At 49.0% G+C, this 18,543-nt stretch carries 25 protein-coding genes and 1 tRNA gene; 22 read left to right on the top strand and 4 right to left on the bottom strand.

Annotated features, from left to right (window positions below; all coding sequences use genetic code 11):
* Positions 1-36 precede the first annotated feature (36 nt).
* Together MHZ92_RS14730 and MHZ92_RS14725 are read right to left on the bottom strand one after the other, a co-directional pair.
* Entirely contained in the window at positions 37-216 is a 180-nt protein-coding gene (locus MHZ92_RS14730) for a hypothetical protein (protein WP_239432473.1), read from the bottom strand.
* A gap of 102 nt (positions 217-318) precedes the next feature.
* Positions 319-1,167 (bottom strand): MBL fold metallo-hydrolase, encoded by an 849-nt coding sequence (locus MHZ92_RS14725; RefSeq protein ID WP_239432472.1) that lies wholly within the window; start codon positions 1,165-1,167, stop codon positions 319-321.
* Between the two features lie 138 nt (positions 1,168-1,305).
* Between MHZ92_RS14725 and MHZ92_RS14720 the strand changes: the two genes are divergently transcribed.
* The 15 genes from MHZ92_RS14720 (at position 1,306) to MHZ92_RS14655 (ending at position 10,283) form a co-directional block, all read left to right on the top strand.
* Positions 1,306-1,378 (top strand) — tRNA-Arg (locus MHZ92_RS14720).
* 145 nt (positions 1,379-1,523) lie between these two features.
* A complete protein-coding gene (locus MHZ92_RS14715; RefSeq protein WP_239432471.1) occupies positions 1,524-2,573 on the top strand; it encodes a tyrosine-type recombinase/integrase in 1,050 nt (349 codons plus the stop codon).
* 73 nt (positions 2,574-2,646) lie between these two features.
* Entirely contained in the window at positions 2,647-3,174 is a 528-nt protein-coding gene (locus tag MHZ92_RS14710) for a cell envelope integrity protein TolA (RefSeq protein ID WP_239432470.1), read from the top strand.
* Between the two features lie 240 nt (positions 3,175-3,414).
* Positions 3,415-3,750 (top strand): helix-turn-helix domain-containing protein, encoded by a 336-nt coding sequence (locus MHZ92_RS14705; RefSeq protein WP_239432469.1) that lies wholly within the window; start codon positions 3,415-3,417, stop codon positions 3,748-3,750.
* 429 nt (positions 3,751-4,179) lie between these two features.
* On the top strand, positions 4,180-4,380 hold the full coding sequence (locus tag MHZ92_RS14700; protein WP_239432468.1) for a hypothetical protein: 201 nt from the start codon (positions 4,180-4,182) through the stop codon (positions 4,378-4,380).
* Entirely contained in the window at positions 4,377-4,739 is a 363-nt protein-coding gene (locus MHZ92_RS14695) for a hypothetical protein (RefSeq protein ID WP_239432467.1), read from the top strand. Before MHZ92_RS14700 ends, MHZ92_RS14695 begins: the two co-directional genes overlap by 4 nt.
* 124 nt (positions 4,740-4,863) lie before the next feature.
* Complete coding sequence (locus MHZ92_RS14690) at positions 4,864-5,322, top strand: hypothetical protein (protein WP_239432466.1); 459 nt, start codon at positions 4,864-4,866, stop codon at positions 5,320-5,322.
* Positions 5,323-5,335: 13 nt separating this feature from the next.
* Positions 5,336-5,830, top strand: a complete 495-nt coding sequence (locus MHZ92_RS21640) for a SprT-like domain-containing protein (RefSeq protein ID WP_370644753.1) — start codon at positions 5,336-5,338, stop codon at positions 5,828-5,830.
* The gene (locus MHZ92_RS14685; protein WP_239432465.1) at positions 5,831-6,571 is read left to right on the top strand and encodes a DNA replication protein; all 741 of its coding nucleotides are present in this window, start codon (positions 5,831-5,833) and stop codon (positions 6,569-6,571) included.
* Positions 6,572-6,596: 25 nt separating this feature from the next.
* Positions 6,597-6,941 carry a hypothetical protein gene (locus MHZ92_RS14680; RefSeq protein ID WP_239432464.1) on the top strand — a complete coding sequence of 115 codons (345 nt, stop codon included), beginning with the start codon at positions 6,597-6,599 and terminating at the stop codon, positions 6,939-6,941.
* The gene (locus MHZ92_RS14675) at positions 6,916-7,434 is read left to right on the top strand and encodes a hypothetical protein (protein ID WP_239432463.1); all 519 of its coding nucleotides are present in this window, start codon (positions 6,916-6,918) and stop codon (positions 7,432-7,434) included. Before MHZ92_RS14680 ends, MHZ92_RS14675 begins: the two co-directional genes overlap by 26 nt.
* Positions 7,431-7,571 (top strand): hypothetical protein, encoded by a 141-nt coding sequence (locus tag MHZ92_RS14670; RefSeq protein WP_239432462.1) that lies wholly within the window; start codon positions 7,431-7,433, stop codon positions 7,569-7,571. The genes MHZ92_RS14675 and MHZ92_RS14670 overlap by 4 nt, the downstream gene beginning before the upstream one ends.
* Before the next feature lie 3 nt (positions 7,572-7,574).
* Positions 7,575-8,912 carry a DNA helicase gene (locus MHZ92_RS14665; RefSeq protein ID WP_239432461.1) on the top strand — a complete coding sequence of 446 codons (1,338 nt, stop codon included), beginning with the start codon at positions 7,575-7,577 and terminating at the stop codon, positions 8,910-8,912.
* Between the two features lie 41 nt (positions 8,913-8,953).
* Positions 8,954-9,166 carry an acetyltransferase gene (locus MHZ92_RS14660; protein WP_239432460.1) on the top strand — a complete coding sequence of 71 codons (213 nt, stop codon included), beginning with the start codon at positions 8,954-8,956 and terminating at the stop codon, positions 9,164-9,166.
* A 397-nt stretch (positions 9,167-9,563) separates the two neighbouring features.
* A complete protein-coding gene (locus tag MHZ92_RS14655; RefSeq protein WP_239432459.1) occupies positions 9,564-10,283 on the top strand; it encodes a toprim domain-containing protein in 720 nt (239 codons plus the stop codon).
* Between the two features lie 71 nt (positions 10,284-10,354).
* On the opposite strand, the gene MHZ92_RS21635 is transcribed toward MHZ92_RS14655, so the two are convergent.
* Positions 10,355-10,552 carry a helix-turn-helix transcriptional regulator gene (locus MHZ92_RS21635; RefSeq protein WP_370644752.1) on the bottom strand — a complete coding sequence of 66 codons (198 nt, stop codon included), beginning with the start codon at positions 10,550-10,552 and terminating at the stop codon, positions 10,355-10,357.
* 84 nt (positions 10,553-10,636) lie between these two features.
* On the bottom strand, positions 10,637-10,846 hold the full coding sequence (locus tag MHZ92_RS14650) for a helix-turn-helix domain-containing protein (RefSeq protein ID WP_239432458.1): 210 nt from the start codon (positions 10,844-10,846) through the stop codon (positions 10,637-10,639).
* Between the two features lie 180 nt (positions 10,847-11,026).
* Between MHZ92_RS14650 and MHZ92_RS14645 the strand changes: the two genes are divergently transcribed.
* The 7 genes from MHZ92_RS14645 to MHZ92_RS14615 all read left to right on the top strand — a co-directional run bounded on the left by MHZ92_RS14645 (position 11,027) and on the right by MHZ92_RS14615 (position 18,542).
* On the top strand, positions 11,027-11,653 hold the full coding sequence (locus MHZ92_RS14645; RefSeq protein ID WP_239432457.1) for a hypothetical protein: 627 nt from the start codon (positions 11,027-11,029) through the stop codon (positions 11,651-11,653).
* Between the two features lie 72 nt (positions 11,654-11,725).
* Entirely contained in the window at positions 11,726-11,887 is a 162-nt protein-coding gene (locus MHZ92_RS14640; protein ID WP_239432456.1) for a hypothetical protein, read from the top strand.
* Positions 11,884-12,480: a hypothetical protein gene (locus MHZ92_RS14635; protein WP_239432455.1), complete on the top strand. Its 597-nt coding sequence runs from the start codon at positions 11,884-11,886 to the stop codon at positions 12,478-12,480. Before MHZ92_RS14640 ends, MHZ92_RS14635 begins: the two co-directional genes overlap by 4 nt.
* Positions 12,481-12,659: 179 nt before the next feature.
* Positions 12,660-13,484, top strand: a complete 825-nt coding sequence (locus MHZ92_RS14630; protein WP_239432454.1) for a hypothetical protein — start codon at positions 12,660-12,662, stop codon at positions 13,482-13,484.
* Positions 13,485-13,526: 42 nt separating this feature from the next.
* Positions 13,527-13,973, top strand: a complete 447-nt coding sequence (locus MHZ92_RS14625; protein ID WP_441347713.1) for a group I intron-associated PD-(D/E)XK endonuclease — start codon at positions 13,527-13,529, stop codon at positions 13,971-13,973.
* Entirely contained in the window at positions 13,973-15,523 is a 1,551-nt protein-coding gene (locus tag MHZ92_RS14620; protein ID WP_239432452.1) for a hypothetical protein, read from the top strand. Before MHZ92_RS14625 ends, MHZ92_RS14620 begins: the two co-directional genes overlap by 1 nt.
* A 184-nt stretch (positions 15,524-15,707) precedes the next feature.
* The gene (locus MHZ92_RS14615) at positions 15,708-18,542 is read left to right on the top strand and encodes a DNA polymerase (RefSeq protein WP_239432451.1); all 2,835 of its coding nucleotides are present in this window, start codon (positions 15,708-15,710) and stop codon (positions 18,540-18,542) included.
* Position 18,543: the final 1 nt, after the last annotated feature.

Here is an 18,543-nt window from a genome sequence, read left to right as displayed (position 1 = left end):
CGTCTCCAAGTCTAAGCGACTAGAGACGTCCTTCTTTTATTGTCGATTCGTACGTTCATCTTTTTCCGTCTGTTCATGAATCGTCTTCCGATAAGTCTCGACCATAGCTTTTTTGTACTCGCCCAGACTTGCAAATTCATGAAATCTCTCTGCATACTTTCGTTTTTGCTGCTCAATTTCATTCCGTTTTGTAATTCGGCGTTCAACTCGGTCCAAAACCCTGACCTCCTCCACCAATCTTTTACTTAGCTTGCCTGTTATAGTTGTAAATATGACAATGAACTAAGAAAGTTGGAGAAGGGGGCAATGGTTTATACGTTACTCGGAACCGTCAACGAACTTGCCATGATCCGGCACAGCAATCGATTGGAAATCTGACGCCAATCTATCCAAATTTTCATGCAGCCATTGTCCATCCACTGGGACGCCGTGACCTGTTATGGCAATATGAGGATGAAGCGCTGCTAAAATTTGGACAGACTCTTCCGCCATTCCCCAATCAGGCGTCAAATAGCGGGGAGGTCCTCCGATTTCTTTTTCTTGAGTGAATACCTTATAAAGAGAATCTTGTTTGACTGTCACAAATGCATCGCCGACAATCATGGCGTGATCCTCATTTCGGAACAATGAAATATGACCTTCCGTATGTCCAGGTGTATGAATCCATTTCCAATCCGGCATGAACGGTACGGTATGGTCGATCGAAAGCGGATGTACCTTTGTCCCAATGTCAATGCTTTCATGAGGAAATAGGAATGATAACTTTGCGACCATCCCTCCTTCGACGGAAGTGTCAGGTTCAGGGTAATTTTTTTGACCTGTCAGATAAGGCAACTCCAACTCTTGTGCATAGACCGGCACATCCCAAACTTCCAATAAGTCGATCAATGCACCGATATGATCGAAATGAGCATGGGTCAGAATGATCGCTTGCGGTGGATTACCTTGTCCAAATCTTTTTTCGGCTTCTTCTTTAATCCTTTCAGCCGACTTTGGCATTCCAGCGTCAATAAGCACCCACTTATTTCCTTCGCCAGGTAAGCCATAAAAAATGACATTGACGATTTGAACCGTGAAGCAGTATAAATCAGGGGCAACTTCTATTCCTTGACCACTCGTTCCGGATGTCAATGGTTGAAATCTTTCCGTGGAAGAACTTCTTTCCATTTTGTAAAACCTCCTCAAATCCATTTACTTCCCTTTACTATGTGTTCAAATCATGTTGTCATACAGTTGATTGGAATTGAAATAAATATATTGCCGTAAACGTACATAGTCTTTATAATAGATAACGTACTTCTTTTTGTCTCAGTAGCTCAGGGGATAGAGCAACAGCCTCCTAAGCTGTGGGTCGCAGGTTCGATTCCTGCCTGGGACGTAAACTCGTTACAAACCCGATACTGACGCGGTTTATTGACGTTACGTCACTCGTTGACTTGACGCCAGTGAGCCGCGTCTTCGCGTATAAGCCGTGTGACACTTTTCGGCGGAATCCGTGTGACATTAACGGAGGTGTAAACGCGTTGGAAACTAGCAATAAACGTACTTTTATCGGACGACGTAACGCGGGCAGTAACGGCGAACAGTCGCAATCTACTGCGTTAACAGACGCAACATTAAACGAAGCATTGGACGCATTTATCCACGCAAAGCAAGCGGAAGGCGTAAGACCGCGCACAATCGACAACTACCGGGAGCATATTCGTTATTTATCCGATTATCTGCGAACTAAACTCGGTTACGAAGTCGTCTATGCGAACGACCTAACTTCGGATGTTATTCGCAGTTACATTCAATACTTGCGCACGGAGAAACCGCGTTACGAAGGCGCGGAAGGTCGCAAGGACAATCGGATAGGATTATCGGTGAATACGATTAATATACGCCTACGGACGCTACGGACGATGTGCCGGTTTTGGGCGAAGGAAGGTATTACGGAAACGAACGCAATGGAAACGGTCAAGAACGTAGTGGGCGATACAGTCGAGGAAGTGCCGGGCATTTCCGACGACGGGATCGATAGTCTGCTCGCAAGCTATGACGTTAACAACTTCGCAGAATGGCGCGACAAAATACTCGTCATGCTCCTGCTCGATACGGGGCTGCGCATTACGGAAGCGGTTAGTTTAACGGTAGACAACGTAGATTACCGATTGAATACCGTATATGTCCCGTCGCAGGTGGCGAAGAATCGTCGGATGCGTGAGGTGCCGATGAGTCGCGAGGTTGCGAAGTTATTGCGGGCACTACACGAAGAATCCTGCGGCTATTTCGGAGAGTCACCGTATATCTTCCATAACGCGTATGGCGAACCGTTTACGGCGGGTGCTTTCCGAACGCGACTGAATCGGCGCAAGAAGCGACTAGGATTCCCGCGCCTTAGTCCGCACATGTTCCGTCATACGTTCTGCCGGAATTACCTGCTGAATGGCGGCGACCTATTTACGCTGCAAAAGATCGTAGACCATGCGGACATCGATACGACGCGCAAATACGTACAGATGGACGACGAGCATGTGCGCCAACAGCACAATAAATATTCGCCTGTGCGACGGCTTTTTAATCGTAGGTAGGCTTGCGGTAAATTTTACCGGTTGATATAATTAAAATAATACGAATATATTACGAAATTGGAGCGTGTATATAATGAGCGAAGTCAAAACGAAGAAGCCGTTTTATAAGCGAGCATGGTTTATCGCTGTAATGGCGTTTTTAGTTATAGGATTCTTAGCGACGGTATTCGAATCGGACGAAGCCAAAGAAGAAAGACTTGCGGAAAATGCGGCGAAAGCGGAAGCGGTGGAGCGGGAGAAAGCCGATAGAGAAGCGAAGAAGCAGGCTAAAGCTGACGCAAGAGCCGAGGAACAGGCGCTAATTGACGACACTATCAACCGTTTCAACGAAGCTAAATTAGTTTTAATCGAAGATTCGGGCGGAGTCATTACCGACGCAACTATTGAATATAACATAAATCATTATCGCGTAGACGTCTACGTAGATGAAGCGACTTGGGCGGCGTCCACCGAAAGCGAGAAACAATCGTTTGTGACTACGATAGGGATCGCGATGCAAAAGAGTTTACCCGACACGACGCTTGTCGATTTCCGGTCGGCGCAAAATGACGACGTGGTTGCGTCCGGCAAGTTGCTCGGCGGATATAAGATAAAACGATAATAGCGGTATTATACGAAGGCTCTGCGCTTAATTGCGTGGGGTCTTTTTTTGCGTTTACTACGTAGGACTTTCGCATTATTTATTACGAATCACTCCGCACTCTCTCCGCGCAAACGATATTGCTAGTAAGAGGGGAGGCGAAAACCGCATGACAGAGTTCGGTAAGGCGTTATGGATTGCGTACATGATCGTAATATTAGTGCCGTTGGTTTGCGCGATGTGGCGTAGTGTGGGCGAGGAATGAGCGAAGATAACACGCAACAAACCGTCATCGACTTTCGTAAGCGTCCATTCTTCTTAATGACGCGCGATATTGTCGACAAGGATACGAAGCTCGAAAAGCCGGTAGATATTGCGGTGTACGCGGTGCTTTGCATGTTCGCGGATAATGACGCAAAAACATCGTATCCGAGCGTAGAGACAATTGCACAGAAGGCGAGATGTAGCGAAAGGGTTGCGCGAAGATCGTTGCAAGCGTTGAAGGATGCGGGCTATATCGATATTCGCAAAAGGGCGGATGCGCGCGGGTTCCAAACGTCCAATCAGTACATCTTACTAGACGTAGCCCTGTCGTAATTGACAGTCCGGCACTGTCGTATTTGACAGCCTCGGGGTGTCAGAAAGGATAGACGAACTATACTTATAGTTATCTATACTTACAGTTAACTAAACTAAACATACCGCGCAAGAAATTGAAAGATAAAAGAGAAGTTCAAGACCGTTGCTCGAAAACAAGTTTTCTCGCTATGTATCCTTTTGCGCGATATTAATCTATTTAATAGATAGAAGGGCGCGCCAAGTCTTTTAAAAGACTACCAAAGAAAATTAAAATAAAAGAAAGGTAGGCGGCCGCATCGCATTTCACCGGAGGTTCAACAACTAACGTAGTTTGCGCCGTCCTAACAGCGCTTCTAACGCGTCAGGGTGCGAACACTAGGCAACGGACGCAGAAACGATTCTACACGGCGGTAGCACGCTTAAAACAGACGAAGGGATGACGCAATTATGACGCTAGTATCGAAGCTACACGTAACTCGCCCACAAGCCGCAGCAATCGAACAATATCGCAATGCAAGCGCAGGCAACGATTTTAACGCTTATTTGCTCGCAATTGTCGCGCTGAACGACGCAGGACTTTACGAAGCTGGCGCGACAAGGGCGTTGGCGGTCGGCTACGTAGTAAACGAAAAGGAGGAATCGGAATGACTGAACGATTAACAACGGAACAACTCGAAGCAATCCGCAAACGGGCGGAGGCGGCTACTGTCGGCGAATGGGAATACTTTAATCCTCGACTCTACTCGCATAGTATCGTCAAAAGCGGAGATATAGACGGACGTAGTATCGCGAAAGAAATCAGTCGAGAAGCAGACGGAGAATTCATCGCCCACGCACGCGAAGATATTCCGGCGCTACTGGCGGAGGTTGAACGGTTGCAGGCGGCTTACGAAGATATGACGTCGATTGCGCTATGGTCTACACGACGTTTGCGCTTCGAGGAACATAAAGACTTCGCGTATGACGCAATCGAGCGTAATTTAGGACGGAAGGTTGGACGGATATGATTAAACGGTTATTCTGCAAGCACGAATGGAAAACGATAAAGCGCTATTTATTCGCCCACAAAGACGAGTACGGTTGCGTTAAATGCGGACACACCCGAAAGATTCAGTCGTACAATTACGAGATGTGGCGCTTCAAACGCGAAATGAAAGGAGATACGTTCGAATGACTAAACTCGCACCTGAGAAAGACTGGCGCAACCGTCCGCTCGATACGTGGAATGTCGCAACTTTCACGGCTTATCTAACGGACAAGCACCGCGAAATGTTCGGAATCGACTACGTACCTATGCGCGGCTGGCGGACGGAGCAAGGCATACTCGGCGGATTGATCGGCACACAGTCGCGGACGGCGCCGAGGCCGCGGACGGTAAGTAATGCGCTTGTCAAACGCTTCATCGACGAAACCTTTGCGTCATATACGCCGACTGCGCAATGGCCGGGGACGAGCTTCGGCTTTATGTGGAGCTATCGAAAGACGGACTGGCAACGGCTGCAGGCGGAAGAACTTGCGCAACAACGACGCAAAGAAAGCGTGGATAACACGCCATCGACGGACGAGCTTGCGAATTGGTTCGCGGAATAAAGGAGGGCGGGAAATGGCGGAAATTACAATCGAAGAACTAACGCAGATAGCGGACGACTTTCTGCGTATGAACTACGGAATGGAACTCGCAATACCGATCGTACGAAACAGTCGATTAAGAACCACACAAGGGCGGTATATATCAACGTGGGAGGATAAGCCTATCCGCATTGAAATAGCTAGTTTCGTAATTAAGTACGGCGCGCGAACGACTGTAATCGATACTCTACTACACGAATGCGTACATTACGCGCTAAATGTTTTAGGCGAGCCTAACGATGATGGGCATCCACATTTCGAAGCGGAGTTAAAGCGGCACGGCGTAAGTTCTACGGAAACTAATATCGTAGGTCCGCACGTTTTATATTCGTGCAGTAATTGCGGAAGGCAAAGTATAGAGCGCGGAAGGCGTTTACTAACCGTGTTTCCATTTCGCGTTACTCTTTGCTGTCACGCGAAGATAAAGATAGTAAGCGTACGCAACTATGACGGAACGGAGGCGGTGTAATTGACGCAAGCGAAACAAACATGCATATTAGACGGCTTTAAACGCGGCGGATGTGGTTCTTGCGCTCAACACTGTCAACACCGCGTAATGCTCGAAGGGGTGAACGGAAGTGGCGGAAGAATCGCAGCGGCGAATCTGCCCGCAAACTACCGCAATCTAACGCTTGCCAACTCGCCAGCGCGCAAGGATCAAGCGGACAATTACGCAGCGCTGGAACGCTACGCGGAATCATTCGCGACAGGCACCGACAAGTCTGCGTATCTTTGGTCGGAATCGCCCGGCACCGGCAAGACGACGACGGCGGCGGCGCTCGCTAACGAGTGGATAGTCCGTCAGTATATTGCGGCGTTAAAGAAGGGCGAACAGCCTGCGCAAATACTCGCATACTTCCTCGAAGTAAATTCGTGGCAGGAGTTGTATACCGGATTTACTCGGCGCGGAATACCGGAAGCTACTGCGGAGAAGAATAGCCGACTTTATTACAAGCAGATGGAATACGCAAGGACTGCGCCATTTACGGTATTTGACGATTTAGGTGTGCGTGACGTTACGGATGGCTTTAGGCAGGACTTGCACAGCGTCGTTAATTACCGCGTTACGAACGGATTGCCCTCCGTCTACACTTCCAACTTGCCTATCGAGGAACTGGTAAAAGTATTTGACGCGAGGCTGTACGATCGAATCAGGCACAATTGCGGAGTTATGCTTTTCAAGGGCGCGTCTAAACGCGGACGACGATAATACATCGAAAAAGGGGACGGGTAAAATGGGAGTCGATTATTATAACTGTGAAATATGCGATGAAATATTTAATGACCATGGACATTACGGTAATTGCGGAAATTGCGAATCGATGCTGTGCGGAGATTGCTACGATAGTATGCGCGCCAAAAACGGTGAACTCGGAGAGGACCACGAAAAAGCCAGTTGGTACGGCGAATACTCGCCTAACTACTGCGATAAATGCGACGGAACTGTAATAGATAAAACGGCGTTCTTCGAATTCTTGGCGGACAAACTCGGACAGACAACGGAAGAATTGGAGGCGGAGTATCGGGCGCATATGCAACGAAAGGAGGGCGCACATGCTCGAACCAATCGCGCAAATTGACGACCTAGTAACGATCGAAGGCTACGGCGACCGCGTATTCCGCGTTGACGGCTTTACGCACGAAGTCGTATACGGACGCGACTACGCCGAGGAGGACATATTCTACGACTGCCATTGCGTAATCACGGCGGAATACATGATCGGCGGGCAGGACGATATCGAAGTCGTATGCAAGGCGCCTAACGCCGAGGCTTACTTACGCAACTACGAAATGCCCGCATTCACGACGCTAATTTTCGGACAATCAATATATACGGAAGGGGATGACGATATGTTCGGTATGAATCCGTTCAGTCAGTACAATAAGGCGCCAGTAAAGCCGGTTGTGAAACCGAAGGAGCCGACGAAGCAGCAGAAGATCGACGCACTACTCGACGAGAGGAATACGGTGGGTTCTTCCGATGAATTCGTAACAGTTGCGGATATGGAAGCGTATAAGCAACGCAGATATGACGAAATAGATGCGCAAATAAAGGAGTTGACTGCGGAATGATTTGGGGATTAATCATCGGCACTGGCGTATATCTCGTCCTATTGCGGTTTGCATACGAGGTAGGGAAGCAAGACGGACATAGCATCGGATATCGCGAGGGGTATTGGAAGCGCCATTCGGAAGAAGGGAGGAGGTAGTCGGTGGAATACGCAAAGCTACTGCTCAATAAAGCGATAGAGGACGGCAACATTAACGGACTAACGCGCCATAACGTAACGCTCGCCGATATGCACTCGGAAGTTGATCGCGCGACCTATCGCTTCGTTATGGACTACGCTGAACAGAGCGGAGGTAAGGCGCCGTCATACGCATTAGTCGCGGCAGAGGTCGCAGGATACGAATTTGTTCCGGGGGTCAGCGATACGTACACGTACCTCGCGCGCCACTTGAAGGCGTATACGGCGCAGCAGGAGGTCGTCGATTGGTTCCGCAAGGGCGAATTCGAACGCAAGCTGAACGAATTGGGCGGGGAAAAGTTTATTTCCGAGTGGTTGCTTCCGACGGTAGAATCGGTTAAACTTAGAACAAGCGTTCGGGAAACAGTGGGAACGGATATTAAGGCGGATAGCGAGAAGTTCCTTGCGGAATATGAGCGTCGCAAGGCAGGCGAATCCTTCCGCATATGGAAATCGAAATACTCCGCAATCGGCGAATATGTCAGCGGTAACTTATATACGGTGTTCGGCAAGTCAGGGCGCGGTAAGTCCGTTATTGTCCTAGAGGATGCGATATATGCGGCGCGTCAAGGGGCGAAGGTCTTGCTGTACTGCCTCGAAATGGGATGGTACGAGGTACTAGTCCGTATCTACGTATCTATGAGCGGAGAAATGGGCGTTACGACTGCGCAATTTAACGGTATCGATATGTCGGCAGGCTTCGATTCCCGCGACGTAAGACTCGGTAAGTTATCGCACGAATTTGAAACGGCGTTCCGATTCTTTGTAGATACGCTAAATGAGCGGCTGGAAGGTAATATCGTAGTGCGCGCGGTAGACGACGAGGGCTTTGATGACCGTTCCTTGCGCGCATTGGAAGCGGACATTGTCGCTACAGAGGCGGATTTCGTCGTAATCGATCCTTTTTATTATTTAGACTACGAAGCGAACACGTCTAAAAAGACTGGTGGCGACGCGGAGAATACTTCTATTAAACTGCGCCGGCTGACCGGGCGCAAGTCTGTAGTGACTATTGCGATTACGCAAGCGGAAGAAACGACGGAAAACGAAGACGACGAGGGCGAGCGCGAACTCTCCTTGCCGGAACGTAAGGACGTTAAAAAAACGAAGGCATTGCTAGAGGACGCTGCGCTATTGATCGGCGTAGATAGCGCATATAAACAAGGACGCGCGTTAGTCGGAGTATTTAAAGGGCGCGATGGTGGCGAAGGGAATACGTCGGAAGTGCTGTACATGCCACAGTTTGGCGTCGTGCGCGAAATGGAAACGGGAGAAGCGGCGGTAGCGGATTTCGATTTCTAACGCAATAGACAAATAATGTTGAGTAATGGAGGGACAAACAGATGATTCAATTAACATTGACAAGCAATGTAACGGGGAGAGTTATCAAAAGCTCATATACAGCTCGTCAACTCTTAGAAAGCAATGAAATAGACATTGTTGAAGAAATGTCGAAGTGTAATTGCGACATGTTGCCAAGAGGAGAAACCAATGTAGTTGAGTGTAATTGTGATGATGAATGGTTCGATTACACGCTAGTTGTCGGTGATGTTTAATCAACAGTACGACCAAACTGCGGTACAGAAATTAGTTAGCAACTTAGTGTTTCAGAACTACGCGCCTTAGGGAATATTATATACAAGGCGTTAACGCTCACGGCGATTAGTCGTAGAATACTAGATAGGAGGCGCGCGAATGGCACTCGTAAAGGTACGCGGACAAACGCTCAATATCGACATTACCGAGGAACTGGCCGAATATGACTTCGGTTATGGCGCGCGATGGTCGGCGGACAAGCTAATCGCGCGCTCACCTTTCCGCGACGACAAGACGCCGTCATTCTACGTCCACCTTGCGGGCGAACACGCCGGAACGTGGGGCGATTCAGGAAGCGGACAGAAGGGCGGCTTACTCGCGCTACTGGCGGAACTGCGCGGCGAGACAACCGAAGACGTGGCGGACTATTTGACGGCCAAGTACGGCGCGCCTATGAAGCCGGGCGAACCGATCCGGATTACTGCTCCGAAGCTACGGACGCGCGAAACGGTAAAGACGCCCGAACCTATTACGCAAGCGATTAGTCCGTATCTCACTAAGCGCGGAATATCGGACGAAGTACAGCGTATGTTCGCGGTCGGCTATGGCGAGGACAAGCCCGGCTTTACGGCGATTCCGTGGTATACGCCGGACGGCAAGCTCGCCAACGTTAAATATCGCAGCACGCGCGGTAAGGACTTCTTCTACGTCAAAGGCGCAACGCCTATCGCGGACTTAGTTTACGGATTAGACGTAATTAACGAAAGGCGCGAGGAACTAGCGGTATTATGCGAAGGAGAAATCGACGCGTTATCGTGGTGGACTGCGGGAATACCGGCGATTGCAGTCGGAGGGGCATCGCTAAGTCCTGCGCAGGCAGACGCAATCAAACGATCGAGCATACGGACACTACTGCTCGGCGGAGATAATGACGCGGCGGGGCGGCGATTGAACGAAAGGACGCGCGACAACTTAGCGGGTTACGTGGATATATGTACGGTGAACTACGGAGACTGTAACGACGCAAACGACTACCTACGACGATATGGCGCAGAGGCATTACGAAATTTGTCAAACTTTTCCGTGTCAAAATTGCGAGATATTAGTTTACACTTCCGTAATATTCCTGTAAAGTAGGTAACAAGCGTTCGGTTGTATTATCGTGCAACCAACGCGCAGACGGCCGTGCTGAGACCGTCTGCGACCGACTACTCCTGTTCATATTCGTAGAGATCGTCTATGGTGCAGTTGAGTAAAAGCGCAAACTTTGCGGCAGTGTCCACGCCCATCACGACTATATTATTTTCGTAACGAGATAATTGCCCGCGGTCAACGCTTGCTAATGTTGCAAGCTGCCGTAGAGAAAGGCCTTGCGAGAGGCGTCGGTCGCGTAACTTACAACGCAAACGGACGTTGATAGCCGACCACCTCCGCGGATAATTTTACCATAACGGAGGTCGATAGCGGAAGCCAAAGAAAAAGACGCCAATTTAGGCGTCAGTTTTCGGAAGTATTTCTACGACAGATTCGATAGGTAGGTCGAGGTGATTACAGATTTTCGCGATATGTTCTAGGCGGACTTCACGATCGTTATTCAGCGCTACAGCTACGTTAGTAGAAAAGCCTAGTTCCTTCATAAGTCTTTTAACAGATAGTCCTTTTAGGTCTAAATAATCTCTTAATGGCTGAAATGTGAACAAAATTACCCACTCCTATGTAATAATTTTCCGGTAAATGGTTTGACATTATCAAACTGATGATATATGATTCTAGTATAATTCATAGTCGGTTAGCAATCAAATAATCTTTTTAAAAGTTTTTTGCTAAATAACTCCGCGCTATGAATTATAAAACGATATTACTAGTATAGGAGGAAGAACATGACAATTAACGACGCAGTTTCTAAATATCAAGCGACAGGTTGCGAGGTCGCATTCGGTGAAATCTATGAATACATCTACGAAGGGGGCAGGTGGATCGTTGTAAAGTACGCAAGAAAATATAAGCTGAACGAGCATGACGTTGAATCAATGATAAACGGAAAGCTAATAGACATCGCCACAAAGTTTGACATGCGGGGTGAGTTCAGAAACGCAGTACATTACGCAATTAGGTTAGGCTGCGTCGATTTACTACGAAAGAAAAAACGGAGGGACAAGCACGAAGCAGAAGTAATGTACGAAGATGATGACGGAAGCTTAAACGAAGTCTACGAGATTCTAACTGTTGCGCCAACAACAGACGAATCAAACATCATCGAAGAAATACAAAAAAAACACGACCAGCGCCAACTAGTCGCGTTCCTAATATCGAAGGCCGATGAACAAACTCTGACATCTGCATCTGCCTTCATTGAAACAAATTCTTACCGAAAAGCGGCCAAGCAAATCGGCACTACCGACAAAACAATAAAGTCACGAATCCGTAAGCTCGCCAATTTTTACGATTGTAAAAAATTTGGCAATCATTACGATTATTTAACCGTGCCCACAGCTTTTGTCGGCTAATCTAATATTTCCTCACTGATTATACCATATGTTGTTCCCATTTTACAATACATTAAATTAGGAGGTTTACACATGTTTATGTACGAATTACCAATTGTAAAAGATTCATTTACGCAACACAAACGCAACCTCAACGAAGCTAAATTAACATATGCGCAATACAACGGAGATATACCGGAGGATGACGACCCTGCCGATTATAATATTCCGCTGAAAGGAGTGCGCCTCGCATGAAACGTTACGAAGTCGAGCCACACGCAATTGATCGCGCAATCGAGCGATTTGGCCAACCGGCGCACAACGCGAAGAATCATTTGATTCAGCTTATGCAGACTGCGGTGTTTAACGGAGTGACAGGCGGTACCGGAAAACACAAAACTTGCCGCGTATTCGACCATTACGCAAGTAGGACGCGCCTTATCGTTGCGAAAAACAGCGATACAATCGTAACGGTGTACTCGATGGATTCCGTCAAAGGCGGTGCGCATGCGCAAGAAATCGCAACAACCGGCATTCTATCCGACGCAATTATGACGACAATTAGACGTGAATTACGCAAAGCACACGCAACCTTCCGCCGTTCTTACAGGCAGTATAACCTTCGCCTTGCGGATTTAAACGTCGAGATTGCGGAACTCTTTCGCAATAAAGTCCGCTGCAAACATCCGGGGACGCAGGCGATTATTCAAGCGCAGATTGACGTACTGGAAGACGAGGCGCGCGCAATTAAGAACGCCATGCAGACGCAAGAGCAGGAATATCGCGCGGTAGAGGGCGAAGCGAAGGCGTTTTTGGGCGAGGAAGTAAGCGAAACAGTAGCGATTTAAAGCCGGCACTTGCGTCGGCTAATCCGTTAAAAGAGCCATCAGCGCGTTAATTACACGCGACTACACCAGACCATGCGGTCGGCGTTTAACGGATTAGCGGGCGCAAGGTGATGGACGCACACTTGGCGAGAAGCGGACGCGCTTCTTTACCGACAATAATACGCAAAGGGGACGTTAAATTGACACTTAATAAAGGCGCAATGGCAATCGGATCATTAACAGCTCAACCGGCGGTGGAAAAAACGACAGACTTTACGAAGCTGGAAAGTGGCGAATCAATCAAAGTACGCGTTAAAAGCGCAGAAGACTTGGCGCAGTATTTCAACTACGGAATATTCGGTTCAGTTAAATCGTTTGTTCCGGATAAACCATCGACTAGGGATGCGAAAGGCTACGTCGTAAGCGACTTTACTGCGTGGGATTTGGCGGAAAGGCATTATCGAGAATTGCAGTTCGCTGAAATCCGCAACAAGAACAAAGCTGCTGCGGACAAATACGGAGAAGAAGCGCGTAAATATAAAGCTACCGAAAAATATCTGATGGGATTCTTCGAACTATCGAAGGGCGAAGACATCGTAGTGGACATGACGAAGAAGCAAGCGTTAAACGTGTATCAAACGATTCTCGAGTATGCGGAGTTAGACGAAAACGGTAATCCGATCGCAGGTGCCGAACACGATTTCCTAAACATGGCGTTTAAGCTAAGTAAGACTGGCGCAAGTACATCGACGTCATTCTCGCTAACGCCGATTATCAATCTGCAAAAAGGGCTTACGGAGGAAGAAAACGCCAACTTCGAGAAGTCCGCCGGTGAAACGTTTGACCAAACGCTATTTGACGGACTTCTATTTGAAGCGGACGAAGCGATGCAGATTTCGAATTTAATTCAAGCCGGATTCGATATTTCGCTAATCGGATTAGAGAAGCCAACAGTTGCGCAAACAGGCGGAGATACACCGCTAGACGATTCAATCGAAGTAACGGACGACGTTCTCCCATTCTAACGGAGAGCGTCACGTCCAAACAAATACGAAAGGTAGGCGGACATTATCGCGCACATTACAGAAGTAGTCGGAGTATATTCGGAACTTGTCGCAGAAATGGCGTTGCTTGCGAACGGTTACGTCGTCAGCAAGCCGTCAACTGCGGAACCGCACGACTTGTTAGCGACTGACCCGTTGAGCGGTGAAACCGTCAAAATACAGGTCAAAACGATTCAAATTCGGACGGATCGCGGAGGCGAGTATGTAGTCCATGCGCGCAAGAGCGACGGCACGCCATACACCAAGTCAGATGCGGATTATCTAATCGGCGTACTGGTCGGTGAAGGCGAGTTCCCACGCGTCTTTATGTTCGAGAATCGTGAAATCCGCGAGTATTGGGCGTCGGAAGCGCGCGCAAGCAAGCGGTGGGTTGAGCTGTCTATTGCGCTTGATCGCGCGGCATATACGGCAGAAGGAGTCATAACTACGCAAATGGAGGCGGTTATATAATGGCGAAGTTAACGGGCATTAAAACGGTTGATATGGTGAACGGCGAAATTACGAAAATTTCGCATAAGGGCGCGGAGTATGTGCGCGTTGAAGGGATAACGCAAGCCGGCGAAATTCAAGCGGGTGATATCGGATTAGTCAGTAACGATTATCTAGGCGATGACCTCCTAGTTAAATCGTTCTATAAAATGCGTACAAAACCGAAATACGACGACAAGTGGCTCGGAGTTGTTTCAGACGAACTAGACGAACCTAACGGACTTCATTATAGTAAGTTCGTAGTATTCCGCAAAGTCGCCGTAGAAACACCGCAAGTCAGCCAGCCATTCGCGGAAATGATTACGGCGCAAATCCGCGACGTAGGAGCGCAGGTTGAAGCAGTAGAGAAGCGCGTGACGGCGTTAGAAGACGCACAGCCGTCGGAAAAGCTAACGGTAGGCGATAGAGTGCGCGTATCAGGGCTTAGTTTATTCGGGAATGACCACGACGGTGAACTAGGCACGCTTGAACGCGTTGACGCGGACGGCGACCATTCCGTTATACTTGACGTAGGAAAACAACGCTACTACCGCCGCGAACAATTGTCGAAAGTAGAGGACGCAAAGCCTGCGGAAACGATCGACTTCAAAGGCGCAACTTACACGCTAGTTGAACGCAAAGCACAGCCGGGCGATGTCGTCGTGTTTACGGAGAATACGAGCAGTTGCGTCGATATCGGCAAGCCGTATGGTCCGGTCGATGTCTCGCGCTATTCGGACGACATAGTTACCGAGGAAGGCGGTTATTGCGTATATCACAAAGGCTTTGACCGCACGGAAGCGAACGTACTCGTTTACGCGCCGAAAGAGCTTCCGCTAAAAGTCGGAGATTACGTTAAACCGTTGCCGAGCGCGGACGACGAGTATTCCGTTACGGACAGACGAATGAAACTCGGCAAAGTCGTAGAATTACCGATTACGGGCGCTATTAAAGTCGAGATTATCGCGCATGAAGAATCGCGTCAGATAGGCAAAAAATTCGCTGTACTTGCGAAGCACTTCGTCAAAGCAACCGACGCAGAAGTCGCGGAAGCAATGCCGAAGCCAAAGACGGGCGACATCGTAGTTATTACGGCGAATACGAATGACTCGGTGAACGAAGTCGGAGACATCGGTAAAGTCGGTGACGTACATTTTAACGCGCATAGTGTTCGCGTAAAAGTCGAGGGACGTTCGGACGTAGGCAACTGGACGCGCTATTCCGAAATGCGCCTCGCCACACCTACGGAAGTTGCGCAGTATGAAAAGGCGGTAGCAGAAGCGGATGCAAAGGAGAAAGCGGACGCAGTATTCACGAAGATTGGACGCAAGCCGAACGAGTTCCGCAAAGGCGATATTGTGCGGGCGGCTTGGACAATAGAAACCGAGTACAGCGGAGGTATTTTCGAAATAGAGCGAGGGCCTGTCGGAGCTACAGACGGAGGAAACTACTATCTTAAAGGCGACGATATAACGCTAGGAAAATTCTTAACGCTAATCGCGCCAGTAGAATCGCGAGTCGATACGAAATGAACTGCGCCCACTGCAACGCACAGCTAGACGCCACTGATCCGCACACCGAAGCGACCTACGACGACAACACGCAACGCTACTACTGCGACGTCGGTTGCTTCCGCGATTGGGCGGACGCGCATTTTGACGAAGTAGTTGCGTATTATGAGAAGATGAACGTTAACTAAACGGAGGGTGAGCGTATTTGAAAGACGTAAAACTAACGTTGAATTTGCGTAGCCCAACGGAGGGCGTGAACGTAAGTGAACAGGTCGCAAAGGCTGCGGCATCTAAGCGGGCGCATACGGAGACTATCGACGAGGCTTGGGCGCGTATCGGCACGCTAAAATACAACGAGAGAGAACGCGAACTCTACGAACTGGCGCGCGAAGCACATAGTGCAGGAAAGATCGGCAGGCTATCGACTGGCAATCTGACGAAGGGTGAAGTCCTCGAAATGGGACGTCAAGTTGCGGCCAAGCGCGAGGACGCCCTGCGCGAAGAACGCATTAAGCAGACGCTAGACAATAAGCCCGACGGTTACTACATTCTGACGGATGCCAGCGAGTTACCTGCGTTCGTTGAGCGGTTGCGCGAGGAAGTCAGGCGTCAGCGTGCGGAATGGGTGGGACGTTTCGAAATGCTTGGCGTTGAGTCTATGACGGCGGGCGACTTCGAGGGTACGGGCATCGATTCATACATCGACCTATCGATCGGCTTTTCGATATGGCTGCCGTTACTAAACGAAGGCTACTACCTGCCTTATGGTCACGTTGACGGCTTCGACGTTCCTTATGCATTCAAGGCGGGGGACAAGCAGTTGTCGCGTTCGAAAGTCCTCGCTGCAATTACGCCATATCTAACGCAACCGAAGCAAGGAAAGACGTTCCATATGGGCGCTGCGCGTTACGACTTACACATCGCAGAGAACGACGGCTATACGATGCGCGGCGTAATATGGGACACCTTAGACGCAATGCACTTAATGAACGAACACGAAGAATATTACGGATTAAAGCCGTTAATTCAAAAGTACGGCAGGCATTTCGGCATTAAAGGCGATGTTTATTCGTTCGATGATCTTTTCGGTAATCGAAGCCCTGCGCCGTTCAATACGGAAATCGTCGGCATTTATGCGATTAATGACGTTAAGTACGGATGGGCGCTTTTCGAGTGGCAATTCGAACTTATGCGCAAGACCGACCGATTACTCGAATGCTATTCGCTCGTTGACAAGGACTTGCCGGAAACGGACGTATTTTTAGAACGTAGCGGCTTCTTATTAGACTTCGACTTATTGCGCGAACTAGAAGCGGAGTTTGAGCCGAAGGTCGAGGAAGCTACTCGCCGAGTGTTTGAAACGTACGGAATTGACGAGGATTTCATACGCAAGATGGACCGGACGATCAACGCTAACAAAATCAAGCGCTGGCAGGAAACGCAAGCAAGACGAATATCCTCGACGCAAGACAAACTAGAACGGAAGCAGGCGCGCGTTGCCGAACTAGAAGCGACGGACAAAACACATACGAAGATGTACGCAAACGAGGTCGATATGCTTGCGCGCTATAAACGCGAGCTTGCGGAAATGCCGGCGGCAACAGTCGAGAACGCACCGCAGGAAATTACGGAGTTTTCGATTACGAACGGCAATCACCTCGCGTATTTAATCTACGATCATTTACGCATAAAAGACCGAACGTATCTAGTTGACCGCAGTAAGAAACGTTCAACAGCGGCGGGCGTACTCGAAATGTATTACGAAGAAGAACCTGCGCTCGAACCGTTGGCGTCCGTTGCGGAATATACGAAACTACTAACGACATACATTCGCCCATACCTCGGCACGCATGGCGAAGAAAGCTCGATCGAGGTAGACGGACGGTTGCATTCGAACTTTAAAGCGGGCGGCACGTCAACGGGGCGTTATTCGTCCAGTTCGTACAATGGTCGCTCAAAGGACGCTTATGTAGGGGCAGTAAATGACGCCAACTATATCGACGCGGTTAAGTCGCTGATTAAAGATGATAGCCGCGTAGGAAAGGGCGTTAATCTACAGAATATACCGACACGCAGTAAAAACGGTAAGCGCGTCCGTAACGCATTCGTACCGCGAGATGGCTTCATATTCATCGGAAGTGACCTCGGGCAGATTGAGCCTCGGATTCAAGCGCATATCATGTACACGAAATACGGCGATAATTCCATGCGTCAAATCTTTATTGACGGCGTAGACCTTTATACAACGATGGCTATGCGCGTGTTCGGACTGGCCGAGGAATATTGCGTAGACAAAGCGCTCGATCCGACTGGTAAATTCAGCCCACGCGGACTTATGAAAACGGGCGTACTGGCGAAATCATACGGACAGACACCGCAAGCATTCGCGCGGAACATGAACGTAAGTATCGAAGTAGCCGAATTATTCTTCCGTAACTTCGACGAACAATTCCCGTCGTTTACGCAAATGGTAACGGACATTCGCGAAGGCATGAAACGCAACGGCTTCGTCGAAACGCTGTACGGACGCAAACGGAGATTCCCCGAATATAAAAAACTAGCTGCGGAAGTGAAGCGCAACGAGCGAAAGTTAATGGGCTATTACATCGAACGCAAGCAGTCACGCGGCAAGAAGTCAAAGACGGCGAAAGACAACGCTAGGCTCGATCAGCTCGAAGAATTAATTAAGCCGTTGGCGGATAATCGCGGACTAGTAGCGTATTGGGAGCGAGCAGCATTTAACGCAGTCATTCAAGGAACGGGCGCGGATATTCTGAAAATGAACGGAAACAGGTTGGCGCGTATCTGCATGGAACGCGGTTGGGAGTTCAACGCCAGCATACATGACGAGGTCAAGGTTAGCGTACCGAAAGCGGACTTAACGCCCGAAACAATTACGCTAATAAAGGAAGTCATGACGCAAACTGTCGAGCTTTCCGTACCACTCGTAACTGATACGGTAATTGAACCGCGTTGGATGGACGAGTATTCACCGGAAGAATGGGATTACGAACGACAACAACCGAAAGGAAGTCGATAAC

The sequence above is a fragment of the Sporosarcina sp. ACRSL genome (assembly GCF_022346605.1).
GTDB lineage: Bacteria > Bacillota > Bacilli > Bacillales_A > Planococcaceae > Sporosarcina.
This window is presented reverse-complemented; position numbering and strand designations above follow the sequence as displayed.

Excerpts from the sequence above, each read along its gene's own strand:
- MHZ92_RS14670 (WP_239432462.1), top strand. The coding sequence starts at position 7,431 with ATGATTTGGGGATTAATCATCGGCACTGGCGTATATCTCGTCCTATTG.
- MHZ92_RS14620 (WP_239432452.1), top strand. The coding sequence starts at position 13,973 with ATGGCGAAGTTAACGGGCATTAAAACGGTTGATATGGTGAACGGCGAA.
- MHZ92_RS14705 (WP_239432469.1), top strand. The coding sequence starts at position 3,415 with ATGAGCGAAGATAACACGCAACAAACCGTCATCGACTTTCGTAAGCGT.
- MHZ92_RS21640 (WP_370644753.1), top strand. The coding sequence starts at position 5,336 with ATGGCGGAAATTACAATCGAAGAACTAACGCAGATAGCGGACGACTTT.
- MHZ92_RS14700 (WP_239432468.1), top strand. The coding sequence starts at position 4,180 with ATGACGCTAGTATCGAAGCTACACGTAACTCGCCCACAAGCCGCAGCA.
- MHZ92_RS14640 (WP_239432456.1), top strand. The coding sequence starts at position 11,726 with ATGTTTATGTACGAATTACCAATTGTAAAAGATTCATTTACGCAACAC.
- MHZ92_RS14725 (WP_239432472.1), bottom strand. The coding sequence starts at position 1,167 with ATGGAAAGAAGTTCTTCCACGGAAAGATTTCAACCATTGACATCCGGA.
- MHZ92_RS14675 (WP_239432463.1), top strand. The coding sequence starts at position 6,916 with ATGCTCGAACCAATCGCGCAAATTGACGACCTAGTAACGATCGAAGGC.
- MHZ92_RS14680 (WP_239432464.1), top strand. The coding sequence starts at position 6,597 with ATGGGAGTCGATTATTATAACTGTGAAATATGCGATGAAATATTTAAT.
- MHZ92_RS14660 (WP_239432460.1), top strand. The coding sequence starts at position 8,954 with ATGATTCAATTAACATTGACAAGCAATGTAACGGGGAGAGTTATCAAA.
- MHZ92_RS14645 (WP_239432457.1), top strand. The coding sequence starts at position 11,027 with ATGACAATTAACGACGCAGTTTCTAAATATCAAGCGACAGGTTGCGAG.
- MHZ92_RS14710 (WP_239432470.1), top strand. The coding sequence starts at position 2,647 with ATGAGCGAAGTCAAAACGAAGAAGCCGTTTTATAAGCGAGCATGGTTT.
- MHZ92_RS14695 (WP_239432467.1), top strand. The coding sequence starts at position 4,377 with ATGACTGAACGATTAACAACGGAACAACTCGAAGCAATCCGCAAACGG.
- MHZ92_RS14635 (WP_239432455.1), top strand. The coding sequence starts at position 11,884 with ATGAAACGTTACGAAGTCGAGCCACACGCAATTGATCGCGCAATCGAG.